Here is a 26600-nt window from a genome sequence, read left to right as displayed (position 1 = left end):
CGACTGCGGTGGAAGTGCCGATTCCCTGTCGAGGACCACCAGATCCACGCCGCGCGCCTGCAGCGCGTCGGACAGCTCGATCAGACGCTCGCGGGAGCGGCCGAGCCGGCCCAGCTGCTTTCCGATGGCCAGTTCCTACCCGCCTGTTCGATCCTCCTCGCAGGCAGTCGGCTGCCCGGATGTGAACTCAATGGCAGGTTCGCCGAACCAGCGCGACAGACAGTCGTCCAGCTCCTGCTGATCGTCTCCGAACCAGGCGACATGACCGTCGGGGCGTAGCAGGACGCACGGAACATCAAGTGCCGCAACGGGATCTGCGAGGTAGTCGACCCGGTTCGACCAACCGCCGACGGTCAGGCGTTCGGTGCGGTCCAGCAGCAGGCCGCGGCCGCGGTGCAGCAGACTGTAGAGGCGGCCCTGTTTCAGGTCGATGTCGGCCAGGCGGCGGCCGAGCAGGTCGGGGCCCTCGCCGAAGTCGTAGCGTATGCCGGTCGCGGTGATCTTCTCGATCAGATAGCGGTTCACCTCGTCGAAGTCCATCAATTCGGTGAGCAGCCTGCGCACCGCCTGCGGGCCTGGTTCGGTGGCGTGCAGTTCCATCTGGGCGCGAGTGTTGTCCAGCACGTCCTCGGCGACCGGATGACGTTCAGCATGGTAGGTGTCCAGCAGTGTTTCCGGCGCCCAGCCGCGGATCTGTGCGGCCAGTTTCCAGCCCAGGTTGAACGCGTCCTGAATGCCCAGGTTCAGGCCGTGACCGCCGGCAGGCGGATGGATGTGCGCGGCATCGCCGGCCAGCAGCACACGCTCGACCCGATAGCGCTCGGCCAGCCGAGTGGCATCGCCGAAGCGGGACAACCCGCGCGGGGAGTGCACGCCGAAATCGGTTCCGGCAATGGCGCGCAGCTGTTGTTTGAAGTCCTCGAGGGTGGGCGGCACCGCGGGATCACTGACTCCCGCAGCGGGGACGACAACGCTGTAGGTCCGATCGCCCACGGGCCGGAGACTGAATCGCTTGTTGGTTCGATAGATCTCGGCTGCCTTGGCGGCGATCTCCTGCTGCGGCACAGCCACTTCCATCTCGCCCATCAGCGTGTCGTTCTGTGCGGGCTCGCCGGGGAAGCCGACGCCGAGCAGTTTGCGCACCGCGCTGCGCGCGCCGTCACAGCCGACGAGGTAACGCGCACGCAGCGGCTCACCGTCGGCCGGCTCGACGGTCACGCCGTCATCGTCCTGCTCGAAACCGGCCACCGCGCAACCGCGCCGGACCTGCGCACCCAGCGTGATCGCGTGTTCTTCGAGCAGGCGAACGATGACCGGCTGCTGGATGCCCAGCAGATACGCGTACGCGGAATCCAGGCCGTCGGGCGCAGGCTTGGGAATCGCGGCGAAGATGCCGCCGACCGGACGCCGCCTTCCGTAGTCGAGAATGCGATCCAGTAGACCGCGCATCGCCATCAGCTCGAGACTGCGCATGTGCAGGCTGACTATGCGCACGAACGACGCAGGCTCGGTTTCCTTCTCCAGAACGAGTACCCGCACACCGTGCAGACGCAGTTCGGCGGCCAGCATCGCACCAGTTGGTCCGCATCCGGCGATGATCACGTCGAACGAGGGGGGCGTGCGATCGGTGTCGGGGGACGGCGGCCGACGGCCGGAGACATCACCGGCACTGACATCGCGCTCGAGAACGTTGTCGTCGCCGCAGCGGTTTTCGGAATTGAATTGCACGATAGTGCCTTTCGGGAGTGCTGGTGAACGGCGCTCCCGGACGGCCTACCGCCCGACCATGACCCACAAGGGGAGCACCCGTGTCGATACTGCGTTCACTGGTACCACCTCCTCGGTCTCTTGCACGGCCTCCGGAAAGGTAACAGTGGCCGCTGTGGTTCGCCAACAGGTTTTGCAAAGAACCCGAACGCGCACTGCTCGGCTACTTACAGGCCGTTGACGAGCGACGGCACGAGTATCGAGTCGAGGTCACAGGTAGTGCCAACAATCCCAAGAGGTCGAGTGCCTGTCGACCATCTCGTTCGCGGTGCCGTCGGGTTCCGCTTCAGGTCGCGGGGTGCCGGGTAGAGCCAAGCGGCCCCGCCCGCCGCGAACCAGCGCCACCGCGAACCCGGCCCGGAATCGAGACACCGATGCCGGTTACTGCGGCAACCCTGCCCCGGATCACACAGTCGACGCGACGTCCACCGACGCGGCGGCGACCGGGGACGGGGTTGCGGCGGTGACGGTGACCCAGGTGTTGTTGACGGCGGAGGTTCCGGAGAAGGGGTCGGTGAGGGCGGGGTCGTGCAGGAGGTTCACGTTGGCGCCGGGGGAGGACGCCGCTACCGTCCAGCCGACGCCGGGTTCACCGTGCCCCCAGCCGTGCGGGATGGCGATCGTGCCTGCGCGGATGTCGTCGCTGACCTCGAGCGGGACCACGATCGAACCCGTGGGTGAGCTGACGGTGACCGGCACACCGTCGGTCAGGCCGCGTGCGGTCGCGTCGTCGGGATGCATGAGCGCGGTGCAGCGGTCGCGGCCCTTCACCATCGCGGGGACGTTGTGCAGCCAGGAGTTGTTGCTGCGCAGATGCCGGCGCCCGATCAGTTTGAGGTCGTAGCCGTCGGTCGGGGTGGTCAGCGAGTGACCGCGCTGGGCATCGGTCAGCACCTGCAGTGCCGCGGCGACGAAATCGGCGGGCGCGAGCCGCACCTTGCGGTCCTTCGTCCCGATCAACGCCCGCAACCGCGGCGTCAACGGACCCAGATCGATCCCGCCCGCCGCCGCTCTAGCCTTCCCGACGGTCAACCCTTTGCGCCCTCGCCGCAACACCCCGTACGGTCCCGTCGCGACACCGACGGTCGCGATCCGCAACGGACTGACCTGACCCAGCACACCATTGAGCACCTGCCCGGTGAACCGGCGCGCGGGCAAGGGCACCAACTCGGTGATCATCCGCGCCAGGATCTGCCAATCTTCCAGCCCCTCGGCGGGCGGCTCGAACACCCGCGCGTCGTAACGCAGGTTGTTGCGCACGCTGAACACCGGGAACAGGATGTTGACGTCCTCACGTTCCAGCGGCGAGATCGGCGGCAGGATGATATCGGCATGCCTGGTCGTCTCGGTCACGTACATGTCCACCGCGACATAGAAATCCAGCGAATCCAGCGCCGCACCCAACCGGCCGCGCTGCGGCGTCGACAACACCGGATTGCCCGCATAGGTGATCATCGCCCGAATCCGCCCGCGGCCCTCGGTGCGGATTTCGTCGGCCAGCGCCGCGACGGGCAACTCGGTGCGGAACGACTTGTAGGTGCCGGAGCGGTCGGTCCATGCCCCGTAACCCATCGGCAGATATTTCGCGAACCGCGCCGCATCGATCGGCGGCTTGGCGAACATCTGCCCACCTGCCCGGTCCAGGTTCCCGGTCACCGCGTTGATCGCGTTCACCAGCCAGTGCGTGAGCGTGCCCGTCACCTGCTGACAGACCCCGATCCGCGCGTACAGCACCGCCGAACTCGCGGCCGCGTGCGCCCGCGCCAATTCACGGATGACGTCGGCGTCGACACCGGCGTGCGCCGCCAGCAGCTCCGGCGACGCCGCCCCGACCAGCGCCCGCAGCTCGTCCCATCCGGTGCACTGGGCGCGAATCGCCTGCTCGTCACACAGGTTCTCGGTCACCAGCACGTGCAGCATCGCCAGCAGCAGGTACACGTCCCCGCCGGGACTGATCGCCACATGCTGGTCGGCCAGGCGCGCGGTCTCGGTCCGGCGCGGATCGATGACCACCACCCGACCGCCGCGCCGGCGCACGTCCCTGATCCGCTGTTTGGCATTGGGCATCGTGGTGATCGACCCGTTCGACACCGCCGGATTGGCCCCCAGAATCACCAGCCGATCGGTCCGATCGATATCGACCACCGGCATCAGCACATTCGACCCGAACATCCGCCACGCCACGAACTCCTGCGGGAACTGGTCGATCGAGGACGCCGAATAGAAATTCCTGGTCAGCAGCACCGCCCGCAACAGTGCCCCGTAGATCACCGAGGAACTGTGCGCGGCCGGATTACCCAGGTACATACCGATCGCGCTGGGCCCGTACTCGTGCCGCACCGCGCGCAGCCGCTGCCCGATCTCGCGGAACGCCTCGTCCCACCCGATCGGCTCGAAACGCGAACCCACCCGCTTCACCGGCGTCCGCAGCCGATCGGGGTCGTGATGCAGCCCGCCCATCGCGGTGGCCTTCGGGCAGATATACCCCTGGGACAGCACGTCGTCGGGATTGCCCTCGATCCGGATCACCCGCTCGTTCTCGGTGGTGACCAGAATTCCGCAATGCGCCTCGCACAGCGTGCACTGCCGCGCGATCGTGGTAGCACCCATCGGTTTTCACCTTCTGCCGGTTCCCAACAGGCTATCAACCAACCGTAGGCAGCTCTACGTTCTGCGGGAGGATCCCGGACAGGCGATCACCAGGTGATGGTGGCGGCGGGCTCTCGGCCGATGCCGCCACCATCACCTGGTGATCAATCGACCAAAGCCGCGAGCACGCTGCGCGCCTGATGATCGGCGCCGAGCTGATTGGGATGGAACGGCACCGCGAGCCCCGGCGGATCGGTCGAGAGCGGGATCAGCCCCTCCACCCAGCGGGTACCGGGCGGCTGGCAGGCATCATGGCCGGCACTGGTGCTGTAGGTGTCCACCAGCTCGACCTCGGTCGCCCGCGCCACCCGCGCCAGCATCGCATTCAACTCGATCAGCTTGCGGCCCAGCCAATCCGCGTCCCCATCCGAGATCGGCACCAGCGGAAAACACCCCGCACCGGTCCGCACGCCGGCGAAGTAGTCCAGCAACAGAATCCGCGCCCGCGGCGCACGCGCCCGGATCCCTTCCACCGCGCCCGTCACGGTCCGCTCGGCCGCCGCGATGTTCACCGACATCCGATCCACCCCACCGGAGACCAGCGAATCCAGACACGGCGACACCGCCGGATCGGAGGTCAGACAGTTCTGCACCGTCGCCGCCAAACCCGCGTCGTTGCCACCGATCCCGAGCGTCACCAGATCCGTCGACGCGCTCAGCCGATCGAACTGCGGGGGATTGACCCCCATCGGAACGCTCTGCGCCGCAGTCATATTCGTCGTCTTCGCCGCGCCGCACGTCGCGTCCTTGAACACCGGCACCGACAACGCCGCCGCCACCTGCTTGGCGTAACTGCGCCGACTCTGCCCGCAACCCAGCGGGACGAACTCGTCGGTCGGCTGACTCAACGACGCGTCCGCCGCCCACGAATCACCCAATGCCACATACTCACCGAACGCCGGCGCCGCCGACGCGACCGGCCCGCCACCGAGCGGCACGATCATTCCCACAGCCGCACACGCCAATACCATCCGCGCTGTACCGCGCACCACGCCTCCAGACCGCCCGACCCGAATCACACCGTGCTGGACGGTCGTCCAGCCCAGCTGCAACCTAACATCAATCTCGAGCAACCCCAGCGCTATACGATGCAGACCATGCCAACGCGCCGCTCCCGCCTGCCGGCCGCACTCGGAGCGCTCCTGATCGCCGCCACCACCACCGGCTGCATCGGCGCGGTCGACCGCGCCGACTTCGAACGCACCCTGCGCACCCGCGGCGGCGGACTCGTCTCGGCCCTGCCCGCCGCAGCCTTCGACGCCCTGCACCGACGCCTCGGCGTCGACGACCTCCAGGCCTCCGTCATCCTGTTCACCACCCCCGACTCCAGCCAATTCCGGCTCACCACGATCGACCAGCCACCCCAGCTCAGCCGCTACTTCAACGACCACCACAACCTCGCCGGCCAAGACACCGCCGTGCGCATGCGCATCCGCGTCCCCGGCCACCCCGAACAGCAGGACGACTACACCTACGCCAACGGCACCCTGCACGGACCCGACCCCGTGCACGTCTCCGCCCTCGACGACCTCGACGCCGAATCCTTCGCCGTCCGAGACGTTTCAGGCCTGCGCGCCCTGGAACAGATCATCGACACCGCGGTCACCCGAACCCAGGTCGACGGCGGCTACGTCTCGGCCATCGTGGTCAACCGCATCGGCACCGAAATCATCATGACCGTCAACGTCGCCTCGGCCCGCACCACCATGATCGCCCAATTCGACCAGGCCGGAAACATGCTACGAATGCGACAGGCATGAGCGACGCACACCCCGAAGACCACATCCCGCGACGCGCCCCGAAAATCCTCGCCACCCTCGCCGCCATCCTCACCGGCACCGCGATACTGGGATGCGTACTGCCCATTGCCATCTGGCCCGGCGAAGCAGAACTCACCGCGCCGCTGTTCTGCGCCGAACCGTTCACCGAACCGATCGTCGTCTCCGACACCTACCACGATTCCGAAGGGCAGAGCACGAACTACTCCATGTACTGCGTCGGCGAACGAGGGCAATACACCGAAGTCGGTTTCCTGCGGCCCTGGATCGCGCTGTGGGTGCTGCACAGCCTCATCGCGATCGCGCTGGTCGGCATTATTCGGTTGTTGCGGTGGCGGCCGTCGCGACCCGTGGTGCAGGACGATCCGTTGGCGCCACTATCGTCACAGTGACGTTTTTCGAACGCTTCAAGGTGTTGCGGAAATAACGGCAGGGGAGTCGGTCGCTCGCGGAGACGCGCGCACGGAGCATGATCAACAACTCGGGCGAGTGGCATGCCCGCCACAGCGATGTCGCGACCTGGATGCCTGACGCGCTGTTCAGGCTGGGGAGCGCTGTTCAAGCCGGGACAACAGGTGCGGGCTCGGCGGCAGGCCGGGGTTCGAACCCAGGCAGGAAACGGTTCGCCGTCGGAATCATCAGTTGGATCAGCGGCCCGATACCGAACGCGTACACCACCGTGCCGATCCCGACACTGCCGCCCAGAATCCAGCCGATCGCCAGCACCGTCACCTCGATCGAAGTCCGCACCACCCAGACCGAAACACCCGTCCGGCGGACCAGTCCAGTCATCAGTCCATCACGCGGACCCGGACCCATACCCGCGCCGATGTAGAGCACCGTCGCGATGGCATTCAGCACCACCGCGGCACCCATCGCCACCACCCGCGCCGGAATCGCCTCCCACGCCGGCAGCAGCCACAGGCCCACATCCACCGACACGGCGATCACCACCACATTACTCACCGTGCCCAGGCCGGGCCGCTGCCGCAACGGAATCCAGGCCAGCAGCACCGCGATACCGGTAATCGCCGTCACCGCACCGAAACTGAGCGGCACATGACCCGCCACACCCTGATGGAACACATCCCACGGATCCAGCCCGAGCCCCGCCCGCACCATCACCGCCATCGAGAACCCGTACAACCACAGCCCGACATACAACGCAACCAACCGCCGAATCAACACCGACCCAGCATCGCCGACGACTGGCCATCCAAAACAGAGCCAGTCATGAACCGATGGACTGCCACCAGGAGACCAATCGTCCGGCCACGTGCGCGCACCGCCATCGAACGCAGAAGTCGGGGCGTCAGCAGCTCCGAACTACGCCAACAGTTTTGGTACCGCAACCCACCGCAGCATGCCGAGTATCACCGCGGGCCGCGCGAGGCCGTGGCGATGCGCACCCGAAGCCCGTCAGAGTTCATGCCGCCCAACAAGATACGTCCACTCGCCTACCTTCGAATCGTCACTGTGACGTTTCGAAGGTAGGCGAGTGGACCCAGGGGGAGCAGCCCGCATATCCCAGGGAGCAGCCCGAACATCCCAATCTCGGCCCGCTTCAGGACTTTACGGCCAAAACACCAAACGGCAGGAATATTTACATCGGCCATACGCGGTTCCGGGGGAACACCGACACAGCCGACGCCGCCCATGACACCACAGGCAGACCTCGGCAAGCCCGGGCAGTCGGGAGCGGCACATGAAACATCGCCGACACCAACAACATACGCCCAGTCCCAGCACGCCCGTTTCCGTGCCGATAATCAACATTATGTCAACTAATACAGATCCAGCCGACCCATAAGCCGGTCACCGACCGCACTCTCCCGCGACCGGATACGGTGCCACCTACAGCTCGACGGACGACACGAAGGACAGCACGGTGGGATCTCTAGGTGTTCATTTCGCTCTGACATCGGAACAGGCGCAAGCCCTGCTCGGCGCGGACGATCCCGATGATCTCCTGACGCTGCTCGAGGAAATCGAGGAAGAGCTGGCCGACGAAGCCGACCAGGTGGCCAGCGACAAAGCGTGGGATGCCATTCATCGTTGCCTGTCCGACGGCACCCTCGATCCCGCCGCCGGCACCTACCCACTCTCCTATGCTGTGCTCGGCGGAACCCGCCTGGACGCGGGCGACGGCTACTTCGTCAGCTTTCGCACGACCGAACAGGTCGGCGATGTCGCGCGGGCACTGGCGCCGCTGGACGAACAAGCGTTCCGCGAACGCTTTTTCGCCTTGAACCCCGACGACTACGACGGGGCCCGCGACGAAGACGACTTCGCCTACACCTGGTCGAACCTCATCGACATCAGGACCTTCTTCACCCGGGCCGCGCAGCTCGGTCGGCCCGTCATCTTCACGGTGGACCAGTAGCGTCTAGTTCCAGTTGTCGATCCGCACATCGCGCGGATCCGGTGTGCCCGTTCCGGTTTCGACGTAACTCTTCAGGCTCATCAGGAACATCGCCCATTTGGTGCTGCAATGGTGCATGAACTCGACGGGTTCGCGCCAGCCCTGGTGCCGGAACAGCACGATCGCGTAGTCACCTTCGCGTTCGAGGGTGAACGAGACCTCGGTGCCCACCCACTCCTCGGGGCCGTCGACGACCTCCCATCGCACCCGTTCGGCGGGCTGCAGGTCGGTGACCTTCATATCGAACCCTTCCTTGCCTTCGGGTCCGAAGCGGAACCGGATTACTCCCCCGGCGTTTTCGTCGCCGTGGGTGTTGGTGGTCCACCAGTTGGCGAGGCCATCGATCGTCGTCAGTGCCGTGTACACATCGTCGAGGGGTGATTCGATCCCGACCCGATGCAGAATGTCGACCATTTCGGAGTTCCTCTCTCACTTCTTCTCTTCGGCGCGTTGAATCGCCTCGGCGATCTTCTTGATGCGCTGCAGCCGGGCGTCCCACGCGGAGCCGACCGCGTCGAGCTGGGCGACCGCGCGGGCTAGTTGGGCGTCGTCGACGTGGTAGCGGTGCTCGCGGCCGGACGGCGTGCCGTGCACCAGGCCGACCCGGTCCAAAACGCCGAGGTGGCGTGCGACGGCCTGGCGCGTCACGGGCAGCTGTTCGCTGAGCGAGGTCGCGGTGCCGCCGCCCTCGGCGAGCAGCAGGTCGAGCATGCGACGCCGGGTCGGATCCCCTATCGCGGACCAGAGATCGTCGTCGACGGCGGTGCTCATCGGCCCGCACCGACCTTCGCGGCGTACGCCACGAGGCGTGGCAGGAACAGCTCCCAGCCTTCGATGTGGGAGTTGTATTCGCGTTCCAGTACCGCGATCTCCCAACCCCTTTCGCGGAACCCGACCTCGGTCATCTGCACGGTGGTGCCCGTCCCGGACGGACTGAGTTCGAAGGTGACGAACAGCGAGTTCCCGGCGTCGGCAGCCTCGTCCGCCGGGTGTCCCCAGCGGAACGAGAACAGCTTGGGCGGCAGCGCGTCGACGACGGTCAGCAGGGCGACGGAGCCGTCCGGTGCGTTCCGGTCCCCCCACACGAGTTCGCCGACCGCGCCGGGCGCCGGATCGAGCGAGGCCTCGTCGGGCCACCACTCGCGCAGATGTTCGGGACTGCTGATCACCTCGTAGACCACCTGCGGGGTGGCCTCGATGTACAGGGATCGTTCGATGCGTCCGTACTCCATGTCCAAGCCTCTCGATGTGCAACACTTTGTTGCACGTGACGTTAGCTCAACACGACGCAATGCGCAACACTTTGTTGCACAACAGGGCGACCCGACCGCCGGAAACCTGCAGTGCCGGATAATTCGAAGGCCCCAATTAGAGTGATCGTTTAAGCTCTGTTGGGGGCTCGGGAAGCCATTTGATCGGGTGGGCCACATGGAAACGCACTATGGTGCCGACCGGGTGACGGCGACGCAAAGCGCGTTGACGCAACTGGTCGCTGGATTCGACAGCGCTTGGGTGGGTGCCGCCGAACCCCCGGACCTGGCCGCACACCTGCCGGCCGAGGCCGGGCTGCGCCGCTCCGCCCTGATCGAACTGATCAAGGTCGACCTCCAGCACCGCTGGCGAGCGACCGGCAACGGCAAACGCCTCGCCGAATACCGGGCCCAGTTCCCCGAACTCGACACTGCCCCACTGCCGCCGGACCTCATCTACGAGGAGATCACCGCGCGCAGCCGCGGCGGTGACGACCTCGACCTCACCGAATACGAGCACGAGTTCGCCACCCAGATGGCGCAGATCGCCGAACGTCTGGACACCGGCGAGAACTTCCGCACCACGCTGCTCGCCGACGCCACCGCGTCCAACGCACTCGACACCATCGCGCCCGGCGCCACCATCGACGACTTCGACCTGCTCATCGGACTCGGTCAAGGCGCGTTCGCCCGCGTCTTCCTCGCCCGGCAACGATCGATGCAACGCCTTGTCGCCGTGAAGATCTCCCGCGACCGCGGCAGCGAACCGCAGACCCTCGCCCAGCTCGACCACGAACACATCGTGCGCGTCTTCGACCAGCGCCAGATCGAGGAACAACACCTCAAGCTGATGTACATGCAGTACGTCCCGGGCGGCACCCTGCTCGGCGTCCTGCGCCTGCTCCGCACCACCCCGATCGACCGGCGCACCGGACAACTGCTGCTCGATGCCGTCGACACCGCGGTCACCTCGGGCGGCGTGCTCACGCCCCAACCGTCCACCACCCGAACCGAACTCACGAACCTGTCCTGGCCCGAGGCCGTCGCGTGGCTGGGCAGCCGGCTCGCCACCGCACTGGACTACGCCAACCGCGCCGGCGTCCTGCACCGCGACATCAAACCCGCCAACGTGCTGCTCACCGTCGACGGACAACCCAAACTCGCCGACTTCAATATCAGCTTCAGCACGCACATCCCGGGCGCGAGCCCCGTGGCGTACTTCGGCGGGTCGCTGGCATACATGTCGCCCGAACAGCTCGAGGCCTGTCACCCGGCGATCCCCACCACCGCCGCCGACCTGGACACCCGCAGCGACCTCTACGCCCTCGCGGTCGTCCTGTGGGAGCTGCTGACCGGGCGCCTCCCGTTCGCCGACGAGATCGGCATCGGCGAATCCGACACCTCACTCACCCGGATGATCGAACTGCGCAGGCGACCGATCGACGAACGCCGCAGCAGCGCCCCCGCCGACTGCCCGCAGATCCTCCGGCACGCCCTGCTCACCTGCCTGTCCCCCGACCGCGACAACCGCTATAGCACCGGCGCCGAACTCGCCGAACAACTGAACCTCGCGCTGGATCGCACCGCACGCGACCTCATCGACCCGCCCTCGCACAGCCTGCGCGGCCGGCTGCGGATGCGGCCGATGCCCGTCGTCACGTTGTCCAGCGCGCTCGGGCAACTACTCGGCGGCATGTACCTGGCCGGACACAACACCAGGCTGCTCGACCTCGAACTCACCGTCGACGGCCGCGCGGAACTCACCAGACTCGCACTGATCACCGCCGCCATCGGATACCCGATCGGCATCGGACTGCTGCTGTATTGGTGCCGGTTGGTGTTCCTGGTTCCCGAGGGACTGCGGCGCGGTAAACGCTACGACGACAAGACCTTGGCCAAAGCCCGCGCGGACACCCTCGCCTGCAGCGACCGCATCGCCACCGTCGCGTTCACGGGCTGGGTGCTCGCGCTCGGAGTCTTCCTGGTCAAGCTGCACTACATCGGCGACCTCTCCCCCGGACTGCTGATCAACCTGATCGCCTCGCACCTCGTCGCCGCGGCCGTCGCGGTCGTCTACACCTACTTCCCGGTGACCTTCTTCGTACTCCGTTGGTACTACCCCGGATTGGTCGCCGCGGGGCACAGCTCCCCCGGCGAAGCCGTCCAGCTGCACCGGCTCGCGCGACGCAGCCGGATCTACCTCGGCATCGCCGCCTCCGTGCCGTTGTTCGGGGTCGCGGCGGGCGTCGCGTTCCTGGATCCGACGCAGCAGCAGACCGTGATCGCCTCCATCGTGGCGCTGTGCGTGTGCGGGCTGTTCGCGTTCGTCGGTGCGCTGCGGGTGTTCTACACGCTCGAATCAGACCTGCACGCGCTACACCGGATCGTGGATCCACACGCTCGGCCGTGAGGGGCGAACCCCTCCTGTCCATGCGTTTCTGTTCGTTGGTTTCTTACCGCACTGCGGGGTAGAGCTTTATATGCATATATACGCACAGGAGCGTAACGGCATGTTATTCAACCTGTAGTGACTTCAGACGTCCAAACAGTTGAAGCCACTACGGCGATCACGCCCCCCTACGTCCTTCCGTGGCTGACGCGGCGGTCCCGTGCCCTCAGGCGGCAAACGCCACTTCTACCCTCCCGCGCACATCCTCGTCGTCCCGCGCGCATGTCGGTAGCTGACAGATCATGGACCGCATCTGGGATCGAGACGGAGAGTGCGCGGCGTGACATCAGCACGCGGCAGTGTGCCCCCGACTCCCCTGTGCCCAAGGCCAACCCGACTCCCCTAGCTGGATGTTCTTGTCTACCAAGATCACTGAATCGGCATTCGCCGAATAGTCGTGAGGTGAACTAACGTTCAACCGGTGCTTGGACATTCACATGCGACCAGTGGCGCTTTGGCCTGGTCGGGGGCGGCAGCAACGCTGCCCGTCGCGATCTTGACCTACCCCACGATTCAAGGCGCCACCGGACATCTCGGGCCCGTCGATCTGCTGCTGGGAACATTCCTCACGGCCGGAGCCGCGTTGCTGCCGGACGCCGATCACCCCAACGGGACCATCGCGCATGTGCTCGGCCCGCTCTCCTACACCCTCTGCAAGATCATTTCGTGGGTGTCCGGCGGACATCGGCATGCCACGCATTCCCTGGCTTTCGTGGCCGCCGTGACGTACGGAACATGGGCCGGCGAGCACTGGATCGGACGCTGGTTCACCCTCGGACTCGTCTTCTTCCTGCTCGCCCTGGCCGTGCGCGCCCTGCACCTGTGCCCGCCGGGCGACGGATTCTCCGCCTGGGGCACCGTCGTCGTCCTCGCCGTGGCCGGAACATTCGCCATGGACCACTGGATCGCCGACAAGCCCGTCTGGCTGCCGTTCTGCGTCGGCCTCGGCGCTCTGACCCACCTGCTCGGCGACTGTCTCACCGACCGCGGCTGCCGGCTGTTCTGGCCGTTCGCACTCCGCACCAGCCTGCCCATCATCGAGCGCACCGGGAACAAGGTCGAAACGTGGATCCTGTCCCCGCTCTTCGTGATCGGCACCCTCGCCGTGCTCTGGTACGCGATCACCCACCAGCCGTAGGCCTGCGCCGCAACGAACTGCTCACAGAGAGAGCACCCCTGGACATCTACAGCGACCGCTACGCCGCCGGTGCCGCGGGCGCGACCGGGCCGCTGTTCGGGCCGAGTGCGCCCCTGGACATCTGCCGCGACCGCTAGCCACCGTGCTCGCGACCGGGCCGTGAGCACGGTGGGCGTAGCGGTCGCCGCAGATGGAAGAGTGGTGCCCTCTCCGTCTAGGCAGTTTTTGATCGTGCGCACTTCTTTACCGCAGGATTGATCAAGGAGCGTATACATAGTTAGATGCGCATATCTACGTATGACCATGTTATTTTGGTGGACCGACCCCGGGCTGCCGAAAACCCGGGCGCAGCACGTATTCACACTTACCTCCCGCACTCGCCCCTCCCGGATCCGATTCCGCCAGGCACCTCCCTACCCCGGCGTTACGCTGAGACGTGCTCGCATCGACGATGAATCCGCAACGCTGGACCCCTCCCCCCGCTTCGCGGCGTGCGCGCGAAACACGCAGCACCCCACCTCTTCCCGCGCTCACACGAGTGGAATTGCCCGCGGCGGGTCCCGAGGATGTGGTGCGCACGCCGGACGGACGACTGCTCGCCGGAACCGCTGACGGTGCGATTCACAGCATCGACCCGGCGACCGGCGAGGTGCGGTTGCTCGTGAACACCGGCGGGCGACCGCTGGGCTTGCACGCCGACCCGGACGGCACCGTGCTGATCTGCGACTTCGAGCGTGGCCTGCTCGAACTGCGACCGGACGGCACCCTCGAGGTGCTCGTCGACGAGTTCGACGGCGCGCGACTCCCCTTCGCCAGCAACGTAGTTCGCGACTCGGACGGGACCGTCTATTTCTCCTCGTCGACCAGCCGGTACCCGCTGGACCAATACATGGGCGACCTGCTGGAGCATTCGGGGACGGGCAGGCTGTTCCGGCGCGATCCGTCGGGAAAGGTCGAATTGCTGCTCGACGGGCTGCATTTCGCGAACGGTGTGGTGCTCGCGCCGGATCGTTCGTGCGTGGTGGTCGCCGAAACCGGCGGGTACCGGCTGGCCCGGCACTGGCTGACCGGCCCGAAGGCCGGCACCCGGGACCTGCTCATCGAGAACCTGCCCGGTTTCCCGGACAATCTGGGCCTCGGCAGCGATGGGCTGATCTGGATCACCCTGCCCAGTGCCCGCAACCCGATTCTGGACCGGCTGCTTCCCCTGCCCGGGATTCTGCGCCGCATCGTGTGGGCGCTGCCGGACTGGGTGCAGCCGAAGCCGGCGAAGACGATCTGGGTGATGGCGGTCGACTTCGACGGCAACGTAGTGCACGACCTGCAGACCGAGGGCACGAATTTCGCGATGGTCACCGGCGTCGCCGAGCACGAGGGCACGCTGTACCTGGGCAGTCTCACCGAGTCCGCGATCGGCGTGACGCGCGTTCCGTAGTACGCCGAGGGGTCGCTTCGTCCGTCCCGTGCGCTCGGGCAGCACGGTCACCCGGACGATTTCAGTGCACGCTTGTACACTGAAACGATGATTGAGCAGGCGCAGCGGCAGGCCGAGGTACGCGCCCTCGCCAGATTGGCGGGCGACGAACTCGGTGGCGCGGTGGACGGGATCGCGGCAGTGCATCGGGCGATCACGGGCCGGGTGTTCGCGGCGGTGCGGTTGGGGGTCGGCCCGGCCGCGACGCCGGTCGAGGTGGTGCACGACGCGATCGCCGGCGGGGTGTATCGAATCGTGAGCGAGTCGGCCGTAGCGGTGGGCAAGCTGGCCGAGCGGACCGCGGATCTGCCCGGCGCGCAGCCGCCTTCGCGCACGGTGTTCGGGGCCGGGTTCCTCGGCGCGCTACAGGGTTTCATCGGCGACGAGCTGGAGCAGGCGCGGCCGATCCTCGCCGGGCCGATGACGTTGCGGGTGGATGGGGAGCCGGTCGCACCCGAGCGGATCGGCCAGTACGTGGCGAAGCCGAGTTCGACTGTGGTGGTGTTTCTGCACGGGCTGGTGGAGACCGAGCATGCCTGGCGGCTGGGCGGGCGGACGAGCTATGCGGAAGGGCTCGAGCAGGATCTCGGCTACAGCACGCTGCAGATCCGCTACAACAGCGGCCTGCACATCTCGGAGAACGCCCGCCAGTTGAGCGAGCTGTTGCAAAGGGTGGTGGAGCACTGGCCCGTCGAGGTCGAGCAGCTGTCGCTGGTCGGTCATTCGATGGGCGGGTTGATCGCGCGTGGGGCTTGTTTCGAGGCGAGCGAGTCCGGGTCGGCGTGGGTGCGCCGGGTGCGGCATCTCGTCTGTCTCGGTTCGCCGCATCTGGGTGCGCCGCTGGAGCAGTTCGTGCACTTCGCGTCCGCGGCGTTGGTTCGGGTGCCGGAGACGCGTCCGTTCGGCCGGTTGCTGCGGCGGCGTAGCGCGGGGATCCGCGATCTGCGGCAGGGTTCGCTGGTCGATGAGGATTGGCGCGATATCGACACGGACACGCTGCGGCGCAGGGTCATTCGTGAGGTCCCGCTGCTGGACGGGGCGGCGCATTATTTCGTGACTGCGTGCGTCACGCGCAGTCCCCGGCATCCGCTCGGGCGGATCATCGGTGACGGTCTGGTGCTCACCACGAGCGCGTCGGGCCGGAACCGGGCTCGCCGCATCGGCTTCGACGACGCCAACGGGCTGCACGTCCCCGCGGCCAACCACTTCACCCTCCTCAACCACTACGCGGTCTACGAGAGCCTGGTCCGCTGGTTGAGTACCGCGCCGGAGCTGGCTGTCGAGGAGGCGAGCGCGGTCACCGAGTCGTGATCCGATCGGCACGGCAGGCAAACACGCGTGCCGTGCCGATCACTGCCTACAGCAGGTGTTCGGGGTCGGAGTCGGCTTCGATGCGGACGTCGGCGGTGAAGAGGGCTTCGACGTCGTCGTCATCGGTGTGGGCGGCGTAGAGCAGCAGGCTGCCGCGGATGCCGTCGAGGAGGTCTTCGAGCAGGTCGAGGGCGGGGCGGGCGGGGTCGAGCCGGCTGATCCGGAAGCTCGCGAGCATGGCTTCGCGGGTTTCGGCGTCGACCTCGAAGGTGCGGGCCTGTTCCTCGATTTCGGCGACGCGGCCGACCACGGCCCACGGGGCGGGCACCCGGCCTTCGTGCACGGCCATGGCTTCGGCGATCAGGTCGACCACGACCTCGGTGGGGCTCTCCCCTGCGTCGAGCCGTTCGAGCACCAGGGTGGGGGTCTCGACCTGCAGGGCTTCGATGTCGTCGGCTTCCACGACGACGTCGGTGGCGGGCACGCCGGCCATCTCGCCGGCGACTTCGGCGGCGGCGAGCAGCCAGTGTGCGGCGGCCACGGCGGCGGAGGCGGGGTCGAGTTCGGTGAACAGTTCGATGGAGCCGAGCGGGTCGGCGCGCAGCAGGTCGTCGGCGGCTTGTACCTGGGCCGGGGAGACGTCGGGGCGGGACAGTTCGACGGCTTGGCGGGCGCGGCCGGACAGGTCGCCGCGTTCGGCGGATTCGATGGCCGCTTGTTCGGCGCTCACCTCGGCGATGATGGTGTCGCGCAGGACGGGGTCGTCGATGTCGTGCAGGGTGCGTCCGACGCGGTGTGCGGATTCGACGACGCCGCTGTAGGAGACGACGAGTCCTTCTTCGGAGGGCAGGTTGGGGGTGCGCAGTCCGACTTCGACCTCTTTGAAGTTGCGGCGCTCCTCGGCGCGGCGCCAGGCTTCGCTGTTGGGGATGTCGGGATCGCCTGCCGCGCTGGCCGGGTGGGTGTAGGTGCGCCAGTGGAACCGGGACAGCGTGGTCAGGTTCGACGCCAGATTGGTTGCCTGATCGTGGGTCACCTGGTTGGACAGCACGGCTACCGTCTGCGCGAGGTCGCCGCGTCCGGTCGCCCAGGTGGCGACTAGTACGTTGCGGTCGGCGTCGAATGCGTATCGGGTCACCCGGCAAGTCTGGTCTATTCGCGCGCGATCCGCGCGCTCAATCCCGTGCATCGACTCCGCCGCGCAGCGCGATTCGACGTGGCACGCTGAAAGATGGCAGCTCGGAGACAGACCCGGCGTCCGCGTGTCGGGCGGGCAGGAGAGGATGAACGCATGACTCTCGACCATGGTGACCCCGGCGACGCGCCGTCGATTCCGCAGCCCACGGGCCCGGTGGCGAACTCGGCTCGGCCTTCGGCCGCGGAGGAGGCGAGAACGGTTGCCGCCGCGACGAATACCGCGACGCTGGCCAGTCTCAGCGAGGACGGCACACCGTGGGCGTCGTTCGTGACGTATGGGCTGCTGGACGGGCAGCCGGTGCTGTGTGTGTCGCGGTTGGCCGAGCACGGCCGGAATCTGGCGGCCGACGCGCGGGCCAGTGTGGCGATCGTGGCGCCGGATATGCCCGCGGATCCGTTGGCGGGGACCAGGATCACGCTCGCGGGTGTGGTGGAGCAGCCGGTGGGTGCGGAGGCCGAGGCGGCGCGGGCGGCGCATCTGGCGGCGGTGCCCGCGGCGAAGCACTACATCGATTACAGCGATTTCTCGTTGTGGGTGTTGCGGGTGCGGCGGGTCCGCTGGGTCGGCGGGTACGGGCGGATGGATTCGGCGAGCGCGGAACAGTACGCGGCGACGTCGGCTGATCCGATCGTGCCGGTGGCGGCGGGGGCGATCGCGCACCTCAACGACGATCACGCTCCGGCGCTGCTGGCGATGGCGCAGGCGCTCGGCGGGTATCCGGACGCGACGGAGGCGAGCTGCGAGCGGGCGGACCGGTATGGGCTGGACCTGCGGGTGGTTACGCCGCGCGGGGTGGCGCGGACCCGGGTGGGTTATGCCGAGCCGATCGGTTCGATCGACGAGTTGCGGGCGGCGACAGTCGAATTGGCGCGGCGGTCGCGCGGGATGAATCAGACTTCGTAGAGTTCGAGCGGCAGGTCGTCGGGGTCGAAGAAGAACGCCATCCGTTTTCCGGTGACCTCGTCGACGCGCAGTTCTTCGGTGCGTACGCCTTTGGCGGCGAGGCGGTCCAGGGTGGCGGCGACGTCGCGGACCGCGAACGCGAGGTGGCGTAGCCCGGCGGCCTCGGGCCGGCTCGCGCGGTGGGGCGGTTCGGGGAAGGAGAACAGTTCGATCCTGCTGCCGCCGGGGATGGCGAGGTCGAGTTTGTAGGAGCGGCGTTCGGCCCGGTATTGCTCGGCGATCACGGCGAGCCCGAGTGTCTCGGTGTAGAACCGCTTGGAGCGCACATAGTCGGACGCGATGATCGCCACGTGGTGAATGCCTAGGAGTTCCACTCCGCGACCGTATCTCAGGGGTGCGGTCGTTCCCGGTAGGCCCTGTTCGGGTCGCGGGTGGATCACATCGGGTGCCGCGACGGCCGCGTCGCGGCGATCAGGAATCCCGATGCGGCGGCGAGCGCGGTCAGTACGCGGGCGTGGTTCCACCAGACCCACTGCGTGTACAGCTCGTCCCATCGGGTCGCCGCGCCGGGATCGGCGGGGTCGAGCGCATCCACCGACGCGCTGACGGGCACGTTACCGGCTCCGGTGAGCACGACCGTGGCGAACAGGAAGGTGACGGCTGCGGCGAGGATCCACGGCGCCGCAGAGGTACGCCATCGCATGGCCGCGCGCACGATCAGGACGAGGCACAGCGCGGTGGTGCCGTACATGGCCAGCATCAGCGGTGGCGTGACGGCGGTGCGGTCCAGGGCCTGCATGGCGGTGATCGCTTGTGCCGGGGGCAGCTCGCGTAGGCCGGGCATGACGACGAAGGAGAAGTCGAAGAACACGCCGGCGTTGACGGCCGTGGCGAGTGCTGCCGTCCACGTCAGCCATCGATCCGGGCCGCGCATCTCCCGTGCTCCGGGATTGTCTTTTCGCATGGTTCAACAACATCAGCCGTGCGTGCGAAACACCATGCGCGAGGCTCGCCGACGCATGCGGGAACGTCCAGTGCGGTGTTCACACGGTGAGCATGGCGACGATCATGGCGATGATTTCGGCGGCGTCGTCGGGCTGGGGTTTGCGAACGCCCGCTTCCAGGGTGCGTTCGTAGTCGGCGATGAGCGCGAACATGACGGTGGCCATGGTTTCCAGGCGTTGCCTGCGTTTTCGTGCGGACAGGTGCGGCAGGGCGGCGGTGAGCCGGGTGGCGATGATGCGGACGGCGGCGCGGTCGGCGCCCGCCAGGCGGCGCGGATCGGCGATCACCGGGTGGGCGCGCACGACCTCCAGGAAACGGCCGTAGTGGGTGACGCCGTCGGCGGCGCAGAGTTCGAGGATCGGTGCGGCGAGCATCGTGACGAGGGTGTCGAGGTCGTGTGCGGTGCCTTCGGCCTCGTAGCGGGCGAGCAATTGCATGCGCCGGTCTTCGAGCCAGTTCATTCTGCGGTCGACGATGGCTTCGATCAGGCCGGTGCGGGAGTCGAAGTAGTAGTGCACGGCGGAGTTGTTGCGGTTGCCCGCGGCCGCGGCGATATCGCGCAGCGGGACGTCGACCCCGCGTTCGGCGATGAGCCGCTCCCCCGCGTCGAGCAGTGCCGCGCGCGAATCGGCGATGAACATAGCGAGACTCTACTAAACACTCACCTTGACTCGGTTAAGCACACGTGTTTAGTTGAGGAGGTGGGTTGCGGGGTTCAGTGCCGAGCAGCGTCCGGCCGCGGCCTGACGCCTGCGGGTCCGAAGCGGCACTGCCGCGCGGAGGTCGGCCGATGATCGCGTGCGGGCCGATCTTTCAGCTGGGCTGGGTGGTGCCGGATATCGTGGCAGCCCGACGGCAGTTCACCGAGCGGTACGGGGTGGCAGAATGGTTCTCGATCCCGGACGTGCACTTCGGGCCGGAACTGTGTGAGTTACGGGGCGCGCCAGCCGATTACACGATCTCGGTCGCGCTCGGGTATGCGGGTGGGCAGCAGCTGGAGTTGATCGAGCCGCGAGGTGGGGCGAGCCTGTACGCCGAGCACCTCGAGCGGGCCGGCGCGGGATTGCATCATGTGGCGTGGGTGCCGGAGGACTACGACGGCGCGCTGGACGAAGCGCGGGCCGCGGGTATCGAGATCGTCGCTCGCGGGCAGTTCCAGGGTGTCGGAATGGAGTTCGCGTATCTCGAAGGAGGACCGCTCGGATCGCATGTCGAACTCATGCGCTTGTCCGGCGAAGTGCGGGCGATGTTCGACGCACTGATCCCGGAGGGCTGCACCAACCCATGGCAGTAGGAACCGAACTTCCCGATGTGGCCGTCCCACCGGCGGACTGGGACGAGACCGCCGATGTGGTGGTCGTCGGCTTCGGCATCGCCGGTGCGTGCGCGGCGATCAGCGCGGCCGAGGCCGGTGCGCGGGTGCTGATCCTCGAACGCACCGGTGCCGCGGGCGGCGCCTCCGCGCTCGCGGCCGGGCACTTCTATCTCGGCGGCGGCACACCCGTGCAGCACGCCACCGGTCATCAGGACAGCGTCGTCGCGATGCGCGACTATCTGGTCGCGGTCAGCCCCGACCCCGACCATCGCAAGATCGAGGCCTACTGCGCGGGCAGCGTCGCGCATTTCGGGTGGCTGGAAGCGCAAGGGCTGGGCTTCGAGCGGTCGTATTACTCCGGCAAGGCCGTGGTGCAGCCGGGTACCGAAGGTCTGATGTGGACGGGCAACGAGAACGTCGCGCCGCATCGAGACCTGATCGCCCCTGCGCCGCGCGGGCACAAGGTGAACGTGCCCGCCGAACGCGGCGGCGCCGAGATCATGCGGGTGCTCGCCGCGCGGGTGCGCGCGCTCGGCATCCGGGTGCGCTACGAGACGCGAGTCGAGCAGTTGGTGCTCGACGGCAACCGGGTCGTCGGCGTGTGCTGGCCCGGTGGCGCCGCGGCGGGTGCGGTGGTGCTCGCCGCGGGCGGCTTCGTCGCCAACCCCGGCATGCTCGCCGCCTACACCCCGCTCGCGCGGCATTTCCTGCCGTTGGGTGTGCCCACCGACGACGGGCTCGGCATCCGGCTCGGCCAGTCCGCGGGCGCGGCGACCGCGCACCTGCACGGCGCGTTCCTCACCGCCTCGTTCTATCCGCCAGCGCAACTGCTGCACGGGATCATCGTGAACAAAGCGGGTCGCCGGTTCGTCGCCGAAGACTCCTACCACGGGCGCACCGCGGGCGCGGTGGTCGCGCAACCGGATTCGACCGCGTACCTGATCGTGGACAGCAAACATCTGGTGTGGCCGGACCTGCCGATGGCGAAGTTCGTCGACGGCTGGGACACGGTCGCGAAAATGGAGGCCGCGCTGGGCGTGCCCGTCGGGGCGCTGCAGGAGACACTGGCGAACTACAACGTCGCCGCGGCCGACGAGCACGACCCCGAATTCGACAAGCATCCGGACTGGGTGACGCCGCTGACCGAAGGACCCTGGGGCGCCTTCGATCTGACGCCCGGTATCGCGACCTATGTCGGGTTCACCCTGGGCGGGCTGCGCACCTCCGTCGACGGACAGGTGCTGCGGGCCGGCGACGCACCGATCGGGGGGCTGTACGCCGCCGGGGCCTGCGCGTCCAACCTGGCGCAGGACTGCGACGGTTATTCGAGTGGAACCTGTCTCGGGGAGGGCTCGTTCTTCGGGCGCCGCGCCGGGGCGCACGCGGCGCTGCACTCGCGGCGCCAGGAAGGCGACTGATATGCGCTTCACCTATGCCGAGACGATGACCGACCCGGCCTACTACGTCCCACTGGCCCGCGCCGCCGAGGCGGCCGGCTACACCTCGATGGCGGTCGCGGACAGCATCGCCTACCCACGCGACTCCGACGCCAAATACCCCTACACCCCGGACGGGAGTCGAGAGTTCCTGGAGGACAAGCCGTTCATCGAGGCGTTCGTGCTCAGCGCGGCGATGGCGGCCGCGACCACCACGCTGCGGTTCACGCCGTTCGTGCTGAAGCTGCCCATCCGGCCGCCGGTACTGGTTGCCAAGCAGACCGCGTCGATCGCGGCGTTGAGCGGCAACCGGTTCGGGCTCGGCGTCGGGATCAGTCCGTGGCCCGACGATTTCGAGATCATGGACGTGCCGTTCGAGAAGCGTGGCGCACGGATGGACGAGTGCATCGACATCGTGCGCGGACTCACCGCGGGCGGCTACTTCGAATTCCACGGCGAGTTCTACGACATCCCGCCGATCAAGATCAGTCCGGTGCCCACCGAGCCCGTCCCGATCCTCATCGGCGGGCACAGCAAGCCCGCGCTGCGCCGGGCCGCGCAACGCGGCGACGGCTGGATGCACGCCGGCGGCGACGGCGACGAACTCGACCGTCTCCTCGTCGAATTGGACGCGCTACGGGCCGAATACGGCACCCGCAAAGATTTCGAGATCCACGTCATCTCCCTCGACGGCTTCACCGTCGACGGCATCAAACGACTCGAGGACAAAGGGGTCACCGACGTCATCGTCGGCTTCCGCCTCCCCTACACCCTCGACCAAGACACCGAGCCCCTCGACACCAAGATCACCAACCTCTCCCGCTTCGCCGAACACGTGATCGCCAAGGTCAACGGGTAATGCTCCGCTGCGCGCCGATCTTGGGTGCCAGGGGTGTTGGTCGGTTGATCACCAGGTAATGGTGGCGGGGAGCTCTCGCACGATGCCGCCACCATTACCTGGTGATCGCGTGACCAGGTTGTGCGCGGCGTGTCGGCGCGGCGTGTCGCTCAGTCGAGTTCCTGGACGAGGCCGATGATGACGCCGCCGGGGCCGCGGACGTAGCCGTAGCGGTAGATGTCCTTGTACTGGGCGATGTCGCCGACGAGTTCGGCGCCGTGCGGGCGCAGGCGTTCGAAGACTTCGGCGGTGTTCTCGACGACGAAGGTGAGACGCGGGATGCCGGGAGTGTTGACCGGTTCCCGGTGGGCGGTGCGGGTGGATACCGGGTTCTGGAAGGTCGACAGTTCGAGGCGGCCGCTGCCGTCCGGGACGCGCAGGAACGCGACGTCCGCACGGACCTCCGCCAAGCCGATCAGCTGGTCCACCCACGGCCCCTCGACCACGGTCTCCCCCTCGAGTTCCAGACCGAGTTCGATGAAGAAGGCGACCGCGGCACCGAGATCCTCGACCACGATGCCTGCGTGATCCATCCGGATCGTCATGCTGTTCTCCTCTTTCGTTGCGGCACCTACGGTGCCCGTTGATCGTGTCAGGCGCTATGCCTGCGGTTCGTTACCCGGGTTTCTGAAGCCACTTGTGTGACTTGCTCCAGCTCAGGCGTTCTGGCGTTCGGCGCGCTGCCGGATCAGTTCTTCGACTGCAGACGGCAGCGTGTTCTCGAAGTCGATGAGTTTGACCCAGGTCGGCGTGATGACGATCCGGACCATGCCGTCGTACAGCGAACGGACCTCGGCTTCCCATTCGACGCGCTGCTCGGCGCTCATCTCGTAGCTGCCGTTCATCTGCAAATACTCGTCGGGGATGCCGTCGACCTCGTCCAGTTCCGCGCGACCGCGCAGGAGCAGGATCTTCGGCGGGTGCACCTCGGTGTCGATGGTCAGCGCGACCTCGGGTGTGTGCCGCAGCGAATGCAACTTCGCGGCGTTCTTCGTGGTGCACACGACGATCTCCTGTCCGTTCCAAGTGAACGCGACCGGAATGTTGCGCGGACTGCCGTCTTTGGCGACGTACGCCATCCGCAGCAGGTCACGAGCCAGAAGTTCCTGACTCAGCGGCTGATTCAGGATCGCGGTGATCTCGTCGGCGTGCATCTTCGCTCCTTCATGTCGGCGAGGGCCGTTCGGCTGCTCGTACCCCGGGGACGGAGCCACCTACGCGTTCTCGACATCCCCCGACAAGAATTTCCGAACTTTTTTCTCCGCCGCCGAAACGCATCCGGCATGCTTCGCAGCCATGGGTGTCCCGGCATGAGCGAGGTCCGAGTCTGGTGCCTGCGCCACGCCGAGTCCGAAAACGTCACCGCACGAATCGCCGGCGCAGTGCCCAGGCCACCGCTGACCGCCCGCGGCCGCCACCAAGCGGTCGACGTGATGCGAATGTTGCGCGACGAACCGATCACCGGCATCTACTGCAGCACCGCATTACGCGCACAACAAACCGCGGCACCCCTGGCGTCCGATCGCGACATCGACATCACCGCACTGTCCGACCTGAACGAAGTCGGCATCGGCGAACACGAAGGCACAGCCGATCCTGCGGTCCGCCGACACACAGCAGAAGTCTTGCGAGCGTGGATCGGTGTGGCGCACGCCGCTCGCCCATGCCTCGCCATTTCTCGTGACATGGGATCGTGCGATCTGGCGTTGTCGATCCTGGCCCCGGTAGCGCGCCTCCCGTGCCACGGAAGCCCGAGTCCGGTCAGAACATTTGCTCTCGGTGTGGCAAAGACAAGTGAGCAACGGTCGGGAGTGAATCAGTTGGTGCTGTGGTCGAGGTAGGCGAGAACGGCGAGCACGCGTCGGTTGGCCGTGCCGTCCTCCTGGATGCCGAGTTTGTCGAACATTGTGGTTGTGTACTTGCTGATCGCGCTTTCGCTGAGGAATAGGCGGCTCGCGATCGCGCTGTTGGAGAGCCCCTGGGCCATGAGCGCGAGGACGGATCGTTCCCGCTCGGTGAGCTGGGCGAGCTTTGTGGCGGCCGTCGGGCGGGCGAGCAGCTTCGTCACGACAGCGGGATCGAGCGCGGTGCCACCGGCGGCGACACGTTCGAGTGCGTCGATGAACTGGTCGGCGTCGAACACGCTGTCCTTCAGGAGATATCCGACACCGCCTGCGTGGTCGGCGAGCAGTTCGCGGGCGTACAACTGCTCAACATGCTGGGACAGGATGAGCACAGGAAGTCCCGGGATCTGTTTGCGCGCGCGCTGAGCGCTGCGGCGAGGCCTTCATCGGTGTTCGTCGGTGGCATCCGGACATCGACGATCGCGATGTCCGGGCGTTGGGTGAGCATGGCGTGCAGCGCTTCAGGGCCGGTCGTGGCCGTTGCCACGATCTCGTGACCGTACGCGTCCAGCAGCCGGACGATGCCGTCGCGAAGTAGGTAGAGATCTTCGGCTACGACGATTCGCATGGCACCACCATCCTGGCCTGTGTCGGGCCGCCCGCCGGGCTGGCCAGGGTGAGAGCGCCGTCGAATGCGGCGAGGCGCCTGCGGATGCCGTCGAGCCCACCGCCGGGAACGACTTCGGCGCCGCCGGGGCCGTCATCGTCGACATCCACCTCGACGGCCCGGCCACGATCTCGGATCCGTACGTGTACGTGCCCGGAAGGCGCGTGTTTCGCCGCGTTGGCCAGCAGTTCGGCGACGGCGAAATAGACAGCGGCCTCGACCGGGACGTCCAGCCTTATCCGGTCGGGAGCCTCGACGCGGACGTCGACCGGACTGTCGAGGGCCAGCGCACGGATCGCCTCGACCACTCCCCGCTCGACGAGCACCGGCGGGTTGACGCCACGCACGAGCTCGCGCAGCTCGGCCAGCGAGCTCGACGTGCCTTCCCGCGCTTCGCGCAAGAGTGCTCTGGCGCGCGCCGGGTCGTGATCCATCAGCTTCTCCGCGGTCGCGAGGGACAACCCCACCGCGACCAGGCGAGCCTGCGCACCGTCGTGCAGGTCACGTTCGATGCGGCGGATCTCGGCGGCCTGCGCCGTGGTCAAGTCCGCGTGCTGCAACTCCAACTCCCGCATGCGCTCCGCGGTAGCGGCATGTTCGGACAGTCGTAGCCATCGGTGCGCGAGCGGGCCGACGATCCGCCAGGCATAGGGTGCGCTGGCGACGGCGACCGCCACGAGCAGAACTCCCGCTATGACGGAGGCCGACGTGGGATGAGCGAACGCGATCACGGCACCGGCCAGCGCAGCCACCGGCACAGCGCACACCGGTCCCACGATGACGGCTGCGATCACCACCCACCGCACGTCCCGCCGATACGCCGGATCGCCGATCCGTCGACGCCACTGCTGATCTGCCTCTGCGTCACGGCGGCTGCGCTCATAGGAGTGGCCGTTCCACCAGTACCCGGTCGACAACCGCACGGGCTCTGGCGCGGTCTCCGGCCGTCGGTAGCCGTCCTCGATCACGATGCCGCACCACCGGGCGACGAGCCGACGGAACAACGCGCCGACCCGCCGCGCGAACACGAAGGCAAGGGGAACAAAGAACATCAGCACCCCACCCACGACCACGGGTTGCGCCACGACCATGCAGA

At 67.3% G+C, this 26600-nt stretch carries 28 protein-coding genes; 12 read left to right on the top strand and 16 right to left on the bottom strand.

From position 1 onward, the window contains the following. Positions 1-135: 135 nt before the first annotated feature. The 3 genes from TY25_RS02660 to TY25_RS02650 all read right to left on the bottom strand — a co-directional run bounded on the left by TY25_RS02660 (position 136) and on the right by TY25_RS02650 (position 5489). Positions 136-1602, bottom strand: a complete 1467-nt coding sequence (locus TY25_RS02660) for an FAD-dependent monooxygenase (RefSeq protein ID WP_256656777.1) — start codon at positions 1600-1602, stop codon at positions 136-138. A gap of 570 nt (positions 1603-2172) precedes the next feature. Further along, entirely contained in the window at positions 2173-4377 is a 2205-nt protein-coding gene (locus tag TY25_RS02655; RefSeq protein WP_042253834.1) for a molybdopterin oxidoreductase family protein, read from the bottom strand. A 143-nt stretch (positions 4378-4520) separates the two neighbouring features. Further along, the gene (locus TY25_RS02650) at positions 4521-5489 is read right to left on the bottom strand and encodes an SGNH/GDSL hydrolase family protein (protein ID WP_146153974.1); all 969 of its coding nucleotides are present in this window, start codon (positions 5487-5489) and stop codon (positions 4521-4523) included. 24 nt (positions 5490-5513) lie between these two features. Between TY25_RS02650 and TY25_RS02645 the strand changes: the two genes are divergently transcribed. Together TY25_RS02645 and TY25_RS02640 are read left to right on the top strand one after the other, a co-directional pair. Continuing rightward, the gene (locus tag TY25_RS02645; protein ID WP_146153973.1) at positions 5514-6176 is read left to right on the top strand and encodes a hypothetical protein; all 663 of its coding nucleotides are present in this window, start codon (positions 5514-5516) and stop codon (positions 6174-6176) included. Next, positions 6173-6586 (top strand): hypothetical protein, encoded by a 414-nt coding sequence (locus tag TY25_RS02640; RefSeq protein ID WP_052382755.1) that lies wholly within the window; start codon positions 6173-6175, stop codon positions 6584-6586. The genes TY25_RS02645 and TY25_RS02640 overlap by 4 nt, the downstream gene beginning before the upstream one ends. Before the next feature lie 166 nt (positions 6587-6752). Here the strand turns inward: TY25_RS02640 and yczE are convergent, their stop codons facing one another. Further along, positions 6753-7382 carry a membrane protein YczE gene (yczE, locus tag TY25_RS02635; protein WP_042253828.1) on the bottom strand — a complete coding sequence of 210 codons (630 nt, stop codon included), beginning with the start codon at positions 7380-7382 and terminating at the stop codon, positions 6753-6755. Positions 7383-8082: 700 nt separating this feature from the next. Here yczE and TY25_RS40285 point away from each other — a divergent pair. Beyond that, positions 8083-8577: a YfbM family protein gene (locus tag TY25_RS40285; protein WP_052382754.1), complete on the top strand. Its 495-nt coding sequence runs from the start codon at positions 8083-8085 to the stop codon at positions 8575-8577. Positions 8578-8580: 3 nt separating this feature from the next. On the opposite strand, the gene TY25_RS02625 is transcribed toward TY25_RS40285, so the two are convergent. From TY25_RS02625 to TY25_RS02615, 3 genes are read right to left on the bottom strand one after another with little or no spacing between them, the layout of a single operon-like run. Then, on the bottom strand, positions 8581-9030 hold the full coding sequence (locus tag TY25_RS02625) for an SRPBCC family protein (protein ID WP_042253826.1): 450 nt from the start codon (positions 9028-9030) through the stop codon (positions 8581-8583). 15 nt (positions 9031-9045) lie between these two features. After that, on the bottom strand, positions 9046-9387 hold the full coding sequence (locus tag TY25_RS02620; RefSeq protein WP_042253823.1) for an ArsR/SmtB family transcription factor: 342 nt from the start codon (positions 9385-9387) through the stop codon (positions 9046-9048). Beyond that, positions 9384-9848, bottom strand: a complete 465-nt coding sequence (locus TY25_RS02615) for an SRPBCC domain-containing protein (RefSeq protein WP_042253820.1) — start codon at positions 9846-9848, stop codon at positions 9384-9386. The genes TY25_RS02620 and TY25_RS02615 overlap by 4 nt, the downstream gene beginning before the upstream one ends. Before the next feature lie 196 nt (positions 9849-10044). Between TY25_RS02615 and TY25_RS02610 the strand changes: the two genes are divergently transcribed. From TY25_RS02610 to TY25_RS02595, 4 genes are all read left to right on the top strand, one after another. After that, positions 10045-12276, top strand: a complete 2232-nt coding sequence (locus TY25_RS02610; protein WP_042253818.1) for a serine/threonine-protein kinase — start codon at positions 10045-10047, stop codon at positions 12274-12276. Between the two features lie 460 nt (positions 12277-12736). Then, positions 12737-13453, top strand: coding sequence for a metal-dependent hydrolase (locus TY25_RS02605; RefSeq protein WP_042253817.1), 717 nt, complete (start codon positions 12737-12739; stop codon positions 13451-13453). A 451-nt stretch (positions 13454-13904) separates the two neighbouring features. Next, on the top strand, positions 13905-14888 hold the full coding sequence (locus tag TY25_RS02600) for an SMP-30/gluconolactonase/LRE family protein (RefSeq protein WP_256656778.1): 984 nt from the start codon (positions 13905-13907) through the stop codon (positions 14886-14888). Positions 14889-14975: 87 nt separating this feature from the next. Next, positions 14976-16238: a lipase family alpha/beta hydrolase gene (locus tag TY25_RS02595; protein ID WP_042253816.1), complete on the top strand. Its 1263-nt coding sequence runs from the start codon at positions 14976-14978 to the stop codon at positions 16236-16238. Between the two features lie 46 nt (positions 16239-16284). On the opposite strand, the gene TY25_RS02590 is transcribed toward TY25_RS02595, so the two are convergent. After that, positions 16285-17376, bottom strand: coding sequence for a hypothetical protein (locus TY25_RS02590; protein WP_201773629.1), 1092 nt, complete (start codon positions 17374-17376; stop codon positions 16285-16287). A 153-nt stretch (positions 17377-17529) separates the two neighbouring features. Between TY25_RS02590 and TY25_RS02585 the strand changes: the two genes are divergently transcribed. Next, positions 17530-18339, top strand: a complete 810-nt coding sequence (locus TY25_RS02585; RefSeq protein WP_042253814.1) for a HugZ family pyridoxamine 5'-phosphate oxidase — start codon at positions 17530-17532, stop codon at positions 18337-18339. On the opposite strand, the gene gloA2 is transcribed toward TY25_RS02585, so the two are convergent. The 3 genes from gloA2 to TY25_RS02570 all read right to left on the bottom strand — a co-directional run bounded on the left by gloA2 (position 18327) and on the right by TY25_RS02570 (position 19985). Continuing rightward, positions 18327-18713 (bottom strand): SMU1112c/YaeR family gloxylase I-like metalloprotein, encoded by a 387-nt coding sequence (gloA2, locus tag TY25_RS02580; RefSeq protein WP_029899450.1) that lies wholly within the window; start codon positions 18711-18713, stop codon positions 18327-18329. The two genes, TY25_RS02585 and gloA2, sit on opposite strands and share 13 nt — an antisense overlap. A 62-nt stretch (positions 18714-18775) precedes the next feature. Next, entirely contained in the window at positions 18776-19303 is a 528-nt protein-coding gene (locus tag TY25_RS02575; protein WP_052382753.1) for an anthrone oxygenase family protein, read from the bottom strand. A 79-nt stretch (positions 19304-19382) separates the two neighbouring features. Beyond that, on the bottom strand, positions 19383-19985 hold the full coding sequence (locus TY25_RS02570; protein ID WP_052382752.1) for a TetR/AcrR family transcriptional regulator: 603 nt from the start codon (positions 19983-19985) through the stop codon (positions 19383-19385). 149 nt (positions 19986-20134) lie between these two features. Here TY25_RS02570 and TY25_RS02565 point away from each other — a divergent pair, with 149 nt between their 5' ends. Genes TY25_RS02565 through TY25_RS02555 form a run of 3 tightly spaced genes read left to right on the top strand, consistent with a single transcriptional unit; the run spans position 20135 to position 22954 of the window. Then, positions 20135-20638: a VOC family protein gene (locus TY25_RS02565; protein ID WP_042253811.1), complete on the top strand. Its 504-nt coding sequence runs from the start codon at positions 20135-20137 to the stop codon at positions 20636-20638. Then, positions 20629-22077: an FAD-binding protein gene (locus TY25_RS02560; protein ID WP_042253809.1), complete on the top strand. Its 1449-nt coding sequence runs from the start codon at positions 20629-20631 to the stop codon at positions 22075-22077. Before TY25_RS02565 ends, TY25_RS02560 begins: the two co-directional genes overlap by 10 nt. Before the next feature lies 1 nt (position 22078). Next, positions 22079-22954 carry a TIGR03619 family F420-dependent LLM class oxidoreductase gene (locus tag TY25_RS02555; RefSeq protein WP_042253808.1) on the top strand — a complete coding sequence of 292 codons (876 nt, stop codon included), beginning with the start codon at positions 22079-22081 and terminating at the stop codon, positions 22952-22954. A 149-nt stretch (positions 22955-23103) separates the two neighbouring features. Here TY25_RS02555 and TY25_RS02550 read toward each other — a convergent pair whose 3' ends face one another. Both TY25_RS02550 and TY25_RS02545 read right to left on the bottom strand, forming a co-directional pair. Then, the gene (locus TY25_RS02550) at positions 23104-23538 is read right to left on the bottom strand and encodes a VOC family protein (RefSeq protein ID WP_042253806.1); all 435 of its coding nucleotides are present in this window, start codon (positions 23536-23538) and stop codon (positions 23104-23106) included. Between the two features lie 111 nt (positions 23539-23649). After that, a complete protein-coding gene (locus TY25_RS02545) occupies positions 23650-24147 on the bottom strand; it encodes a pyridoxamine 5'-phosphate oxidase family protein (RefSeq protein ID WP_042253804.1) in 498 nt (165 codons plus the stop codon). Between the two features lie 156 nt (positions 24148-24303). Between TY25_RS02545 and TY25_RS41400 the strand changes: the two genes are divergently transcribed. Continuing rightward, complete coding sequence (locus tag TY25_RS41400) at positions 24304-24834, top strand: histidine phosphatase family protein (RefSeq protein ID WP_201773628.1); 531 nt, start codon at positions 24304-24306, stop codon at positions 24832-24834. On the opposite strand, the gene TY25_RS43840 is transcribed toward TY25_RS41400, so the two are convergent. The 3 genes from TY25_RS43840 to TY25_RS02535 are packed head-to-tail and all read right to left on the bottom strand — an operon-like array spanning position 24810 to position 26595. Continuing rightward, a complete protein-coding gene (locus TY25_RS43840; protein WP_226887338.1) occupies positions 24810-25199 on the bottom strand; it encodes a LuxR C-terminal-related transcriptional regulator in 390 nt (129 codons plus the stop codon). The two genes, TY25_RS41400 and TY25_RS43840, sit on opposite strands and share 25 nt — an antisense overlap. Beyond that, positions 25145-25465 carry a response regulator transcription factor gene (locus TY25_RS43835; RefSeq protein WP_226887337.1) on the bottom strand — a complete coding sequence of 107 codons (321 nt, stop codon included), beginning with the start codon at positions 25463-25465 and terminating at the stop codon, positions 25145-25147. The genes TY25_RS43840 and TY25_RS43835 overlap by 55 nt, the downstream gene beginning before the upstream one ends. Further along, positions 25450-26595, bottom strand: coding sequence for a sensor histidine kinase (locus TY25_RS02535; RefSeq protein WP_174484628.1), 1146 nt, complete (start codon positions 26593-26595; stop codon positions 25450-25452). The genes TY25_RS43835 and TY25_RS02535 overlap by 16 nt, the downstream gene beginning before the upstream one ends. Positions 26596-26600 lie beyond the last annotated feature (5 nt).

The sequence above is a fragment of the Nocardia brasiliensis NBRC 14402 genome (assembly GCF_000308475.2).
GTDB lineage: Bacteria > Actinomycetota > Actinomycetes > Mycobacteriales > Mycobacteriaceae > Nocardia > Nocardia brasiliensis.
Note: the sequence above shows the minus strand (reverse complement) of the source record. Positions and strands in the feature narration are given on the sequence as shown.

Excerpts from the sequence above, each read along its gene's own strand:
- TY25_RS02655 (WP_042253834.1), bottom strand. The coding sequence starts at position 4,377 with ATGGGTGCTACCACGATCGCGCGGCAGTGCACGCTGTGCGAGGCGCAT.
- TY25_RS02645 (WP_146153973.1), top strand. The coding sequence starts at position 5,514 with ATGCCAACGCGCCGCTCCCGCCTGCCGGCCGCACTCGGAGCGCTCCTG.
- TY25_RS02640 (WP_052382755.1), top strand. The coding sequence starts at position 6,173 with ATGAGCGACGCACACCCCGAAGACCACATCCCGCGACGCGCCCCGAAA.
- TY25_RS02625 (WP_042253826.1), bottom strand. The coding sequence starts at position 9,030 with ATGGTCGACATTCTGCATCGGGTCGGGATCGAATCACCCCTCGACGAT.
- TY25_RS02620 (WP_042253823.1), bottom strand. The coding sequence starts at position 9,387 with ATGAGCACCGCCGTCGACGACGATCTCTGGTCCGCGATAGGGGATCCG.
- TY25_RS02615 (WP_042253820.1), bottom strand. The coding sequence starts at position 9,848 with ATGGAGTACGGACGCATCGAACGATCCCTGTACATCGAGGCCACCCCG.
- TY25_RS02610 (WP_042253818.1), top strand. The coding sequence starts at position 10,045 with ATGGAAACGCACTATGGTGCCGACCGGGTGACGGCGACGCAAAGCGCG.
- TY25_RS02600 (WP_256656778.1), top strand. The coding sequence starts at position 13,905 with ATGAATCCGCAACGCTGGACCCCTCCCCCCGCTTCGCGGCGTGCGCGC.
- TY25_RS02595 (WP_042253816.1), top strand. The coding sequence starts at position 14,976 with ATGATTGAGCAGGCGCAGCGGCAGGCCGAGGTACGCGCCCTCGCCAGA.
- TY25_RS02585 (WP_042253814.1), top strand. The coding sequence starts at position 17,530 with ATGACTCTCGACCATGGTGACCCCGGCGACGCGCCGTCGATTCCGCAG.
- TY25_RS02575 (WP_052382753.1), bottom strand. The coding sequence starts at position 19,303 with ATGCGAAAAGACAATCCCGGAGCACGGGAGATGCGCGGCCCGGATCGA.
- TY25_RS02570 (WP_052382752.1), bottom strand. The coding sequence starts at position 19,985 with ATGTTCATCGCCGATTCGCGCGCGGCACTGCTCGACGCGGGGGAGCGG.
- TY25_RS02565 (WP_042253811.1), top strand. The coding sequence starts at position 20,135 with ATGATCGCGTGCGGGCCGATCTTTCAGCTGGGCTGGGTGGTGCCGGAT.
- TY25_RS02560 (WP_042253809.1), top strand. The coding sequence starts at position 20,629 with ATGGCAGTAGGAACCGAACTTCCCGATGTGGCCGTCCCACCGGCGGAC.
- TY25_RS02555 (WP_042253808.1), top strand. The coding sequence starts at position 22,079 with ATGCGCTTCACCTATGCCGAGACGATGACCGACCCGGCCTACTACGTC.
- TY25_RS02550 (WP_042253806.1), bottom strand. The coding sequence starts at position 23,538 with ATGACGATCCGGATGGATCACGCAGGCATCGTGGTCGAGGATCTCGGT.
- TY25_RS02545 (WP_042253804.1), bottom strand. The coding sequence starts at position 24,147 with ATGCACGCCGACGAGATCACCGCGATCCTGAATCAGCCGCTGAGTCAG.
- TY25_RS41400 (WP_201773628.1), top strand. The coding sequence starts at position 24,304 with ATGAGCGAGGTCCGAGTCTGGTGCCTGCGCCACGCCGAGTCCGAAAAC.
- TY25_RS43835 (WP_226887337.1), bottom strand. The coding sequence starts at position 25,465 with ATGCGAATCGTCGTAGCCGAAGATCTCTACCTACTTCGCGACGGCATC.
- TY25_RS02535 (WP_174484628.1), bottom strand. The coding sequence starts at position 26,595 with ATGGTCGTGGCGCAACCCGTGGTCGTGGGTGGGGTGCTGATGTTCTTT.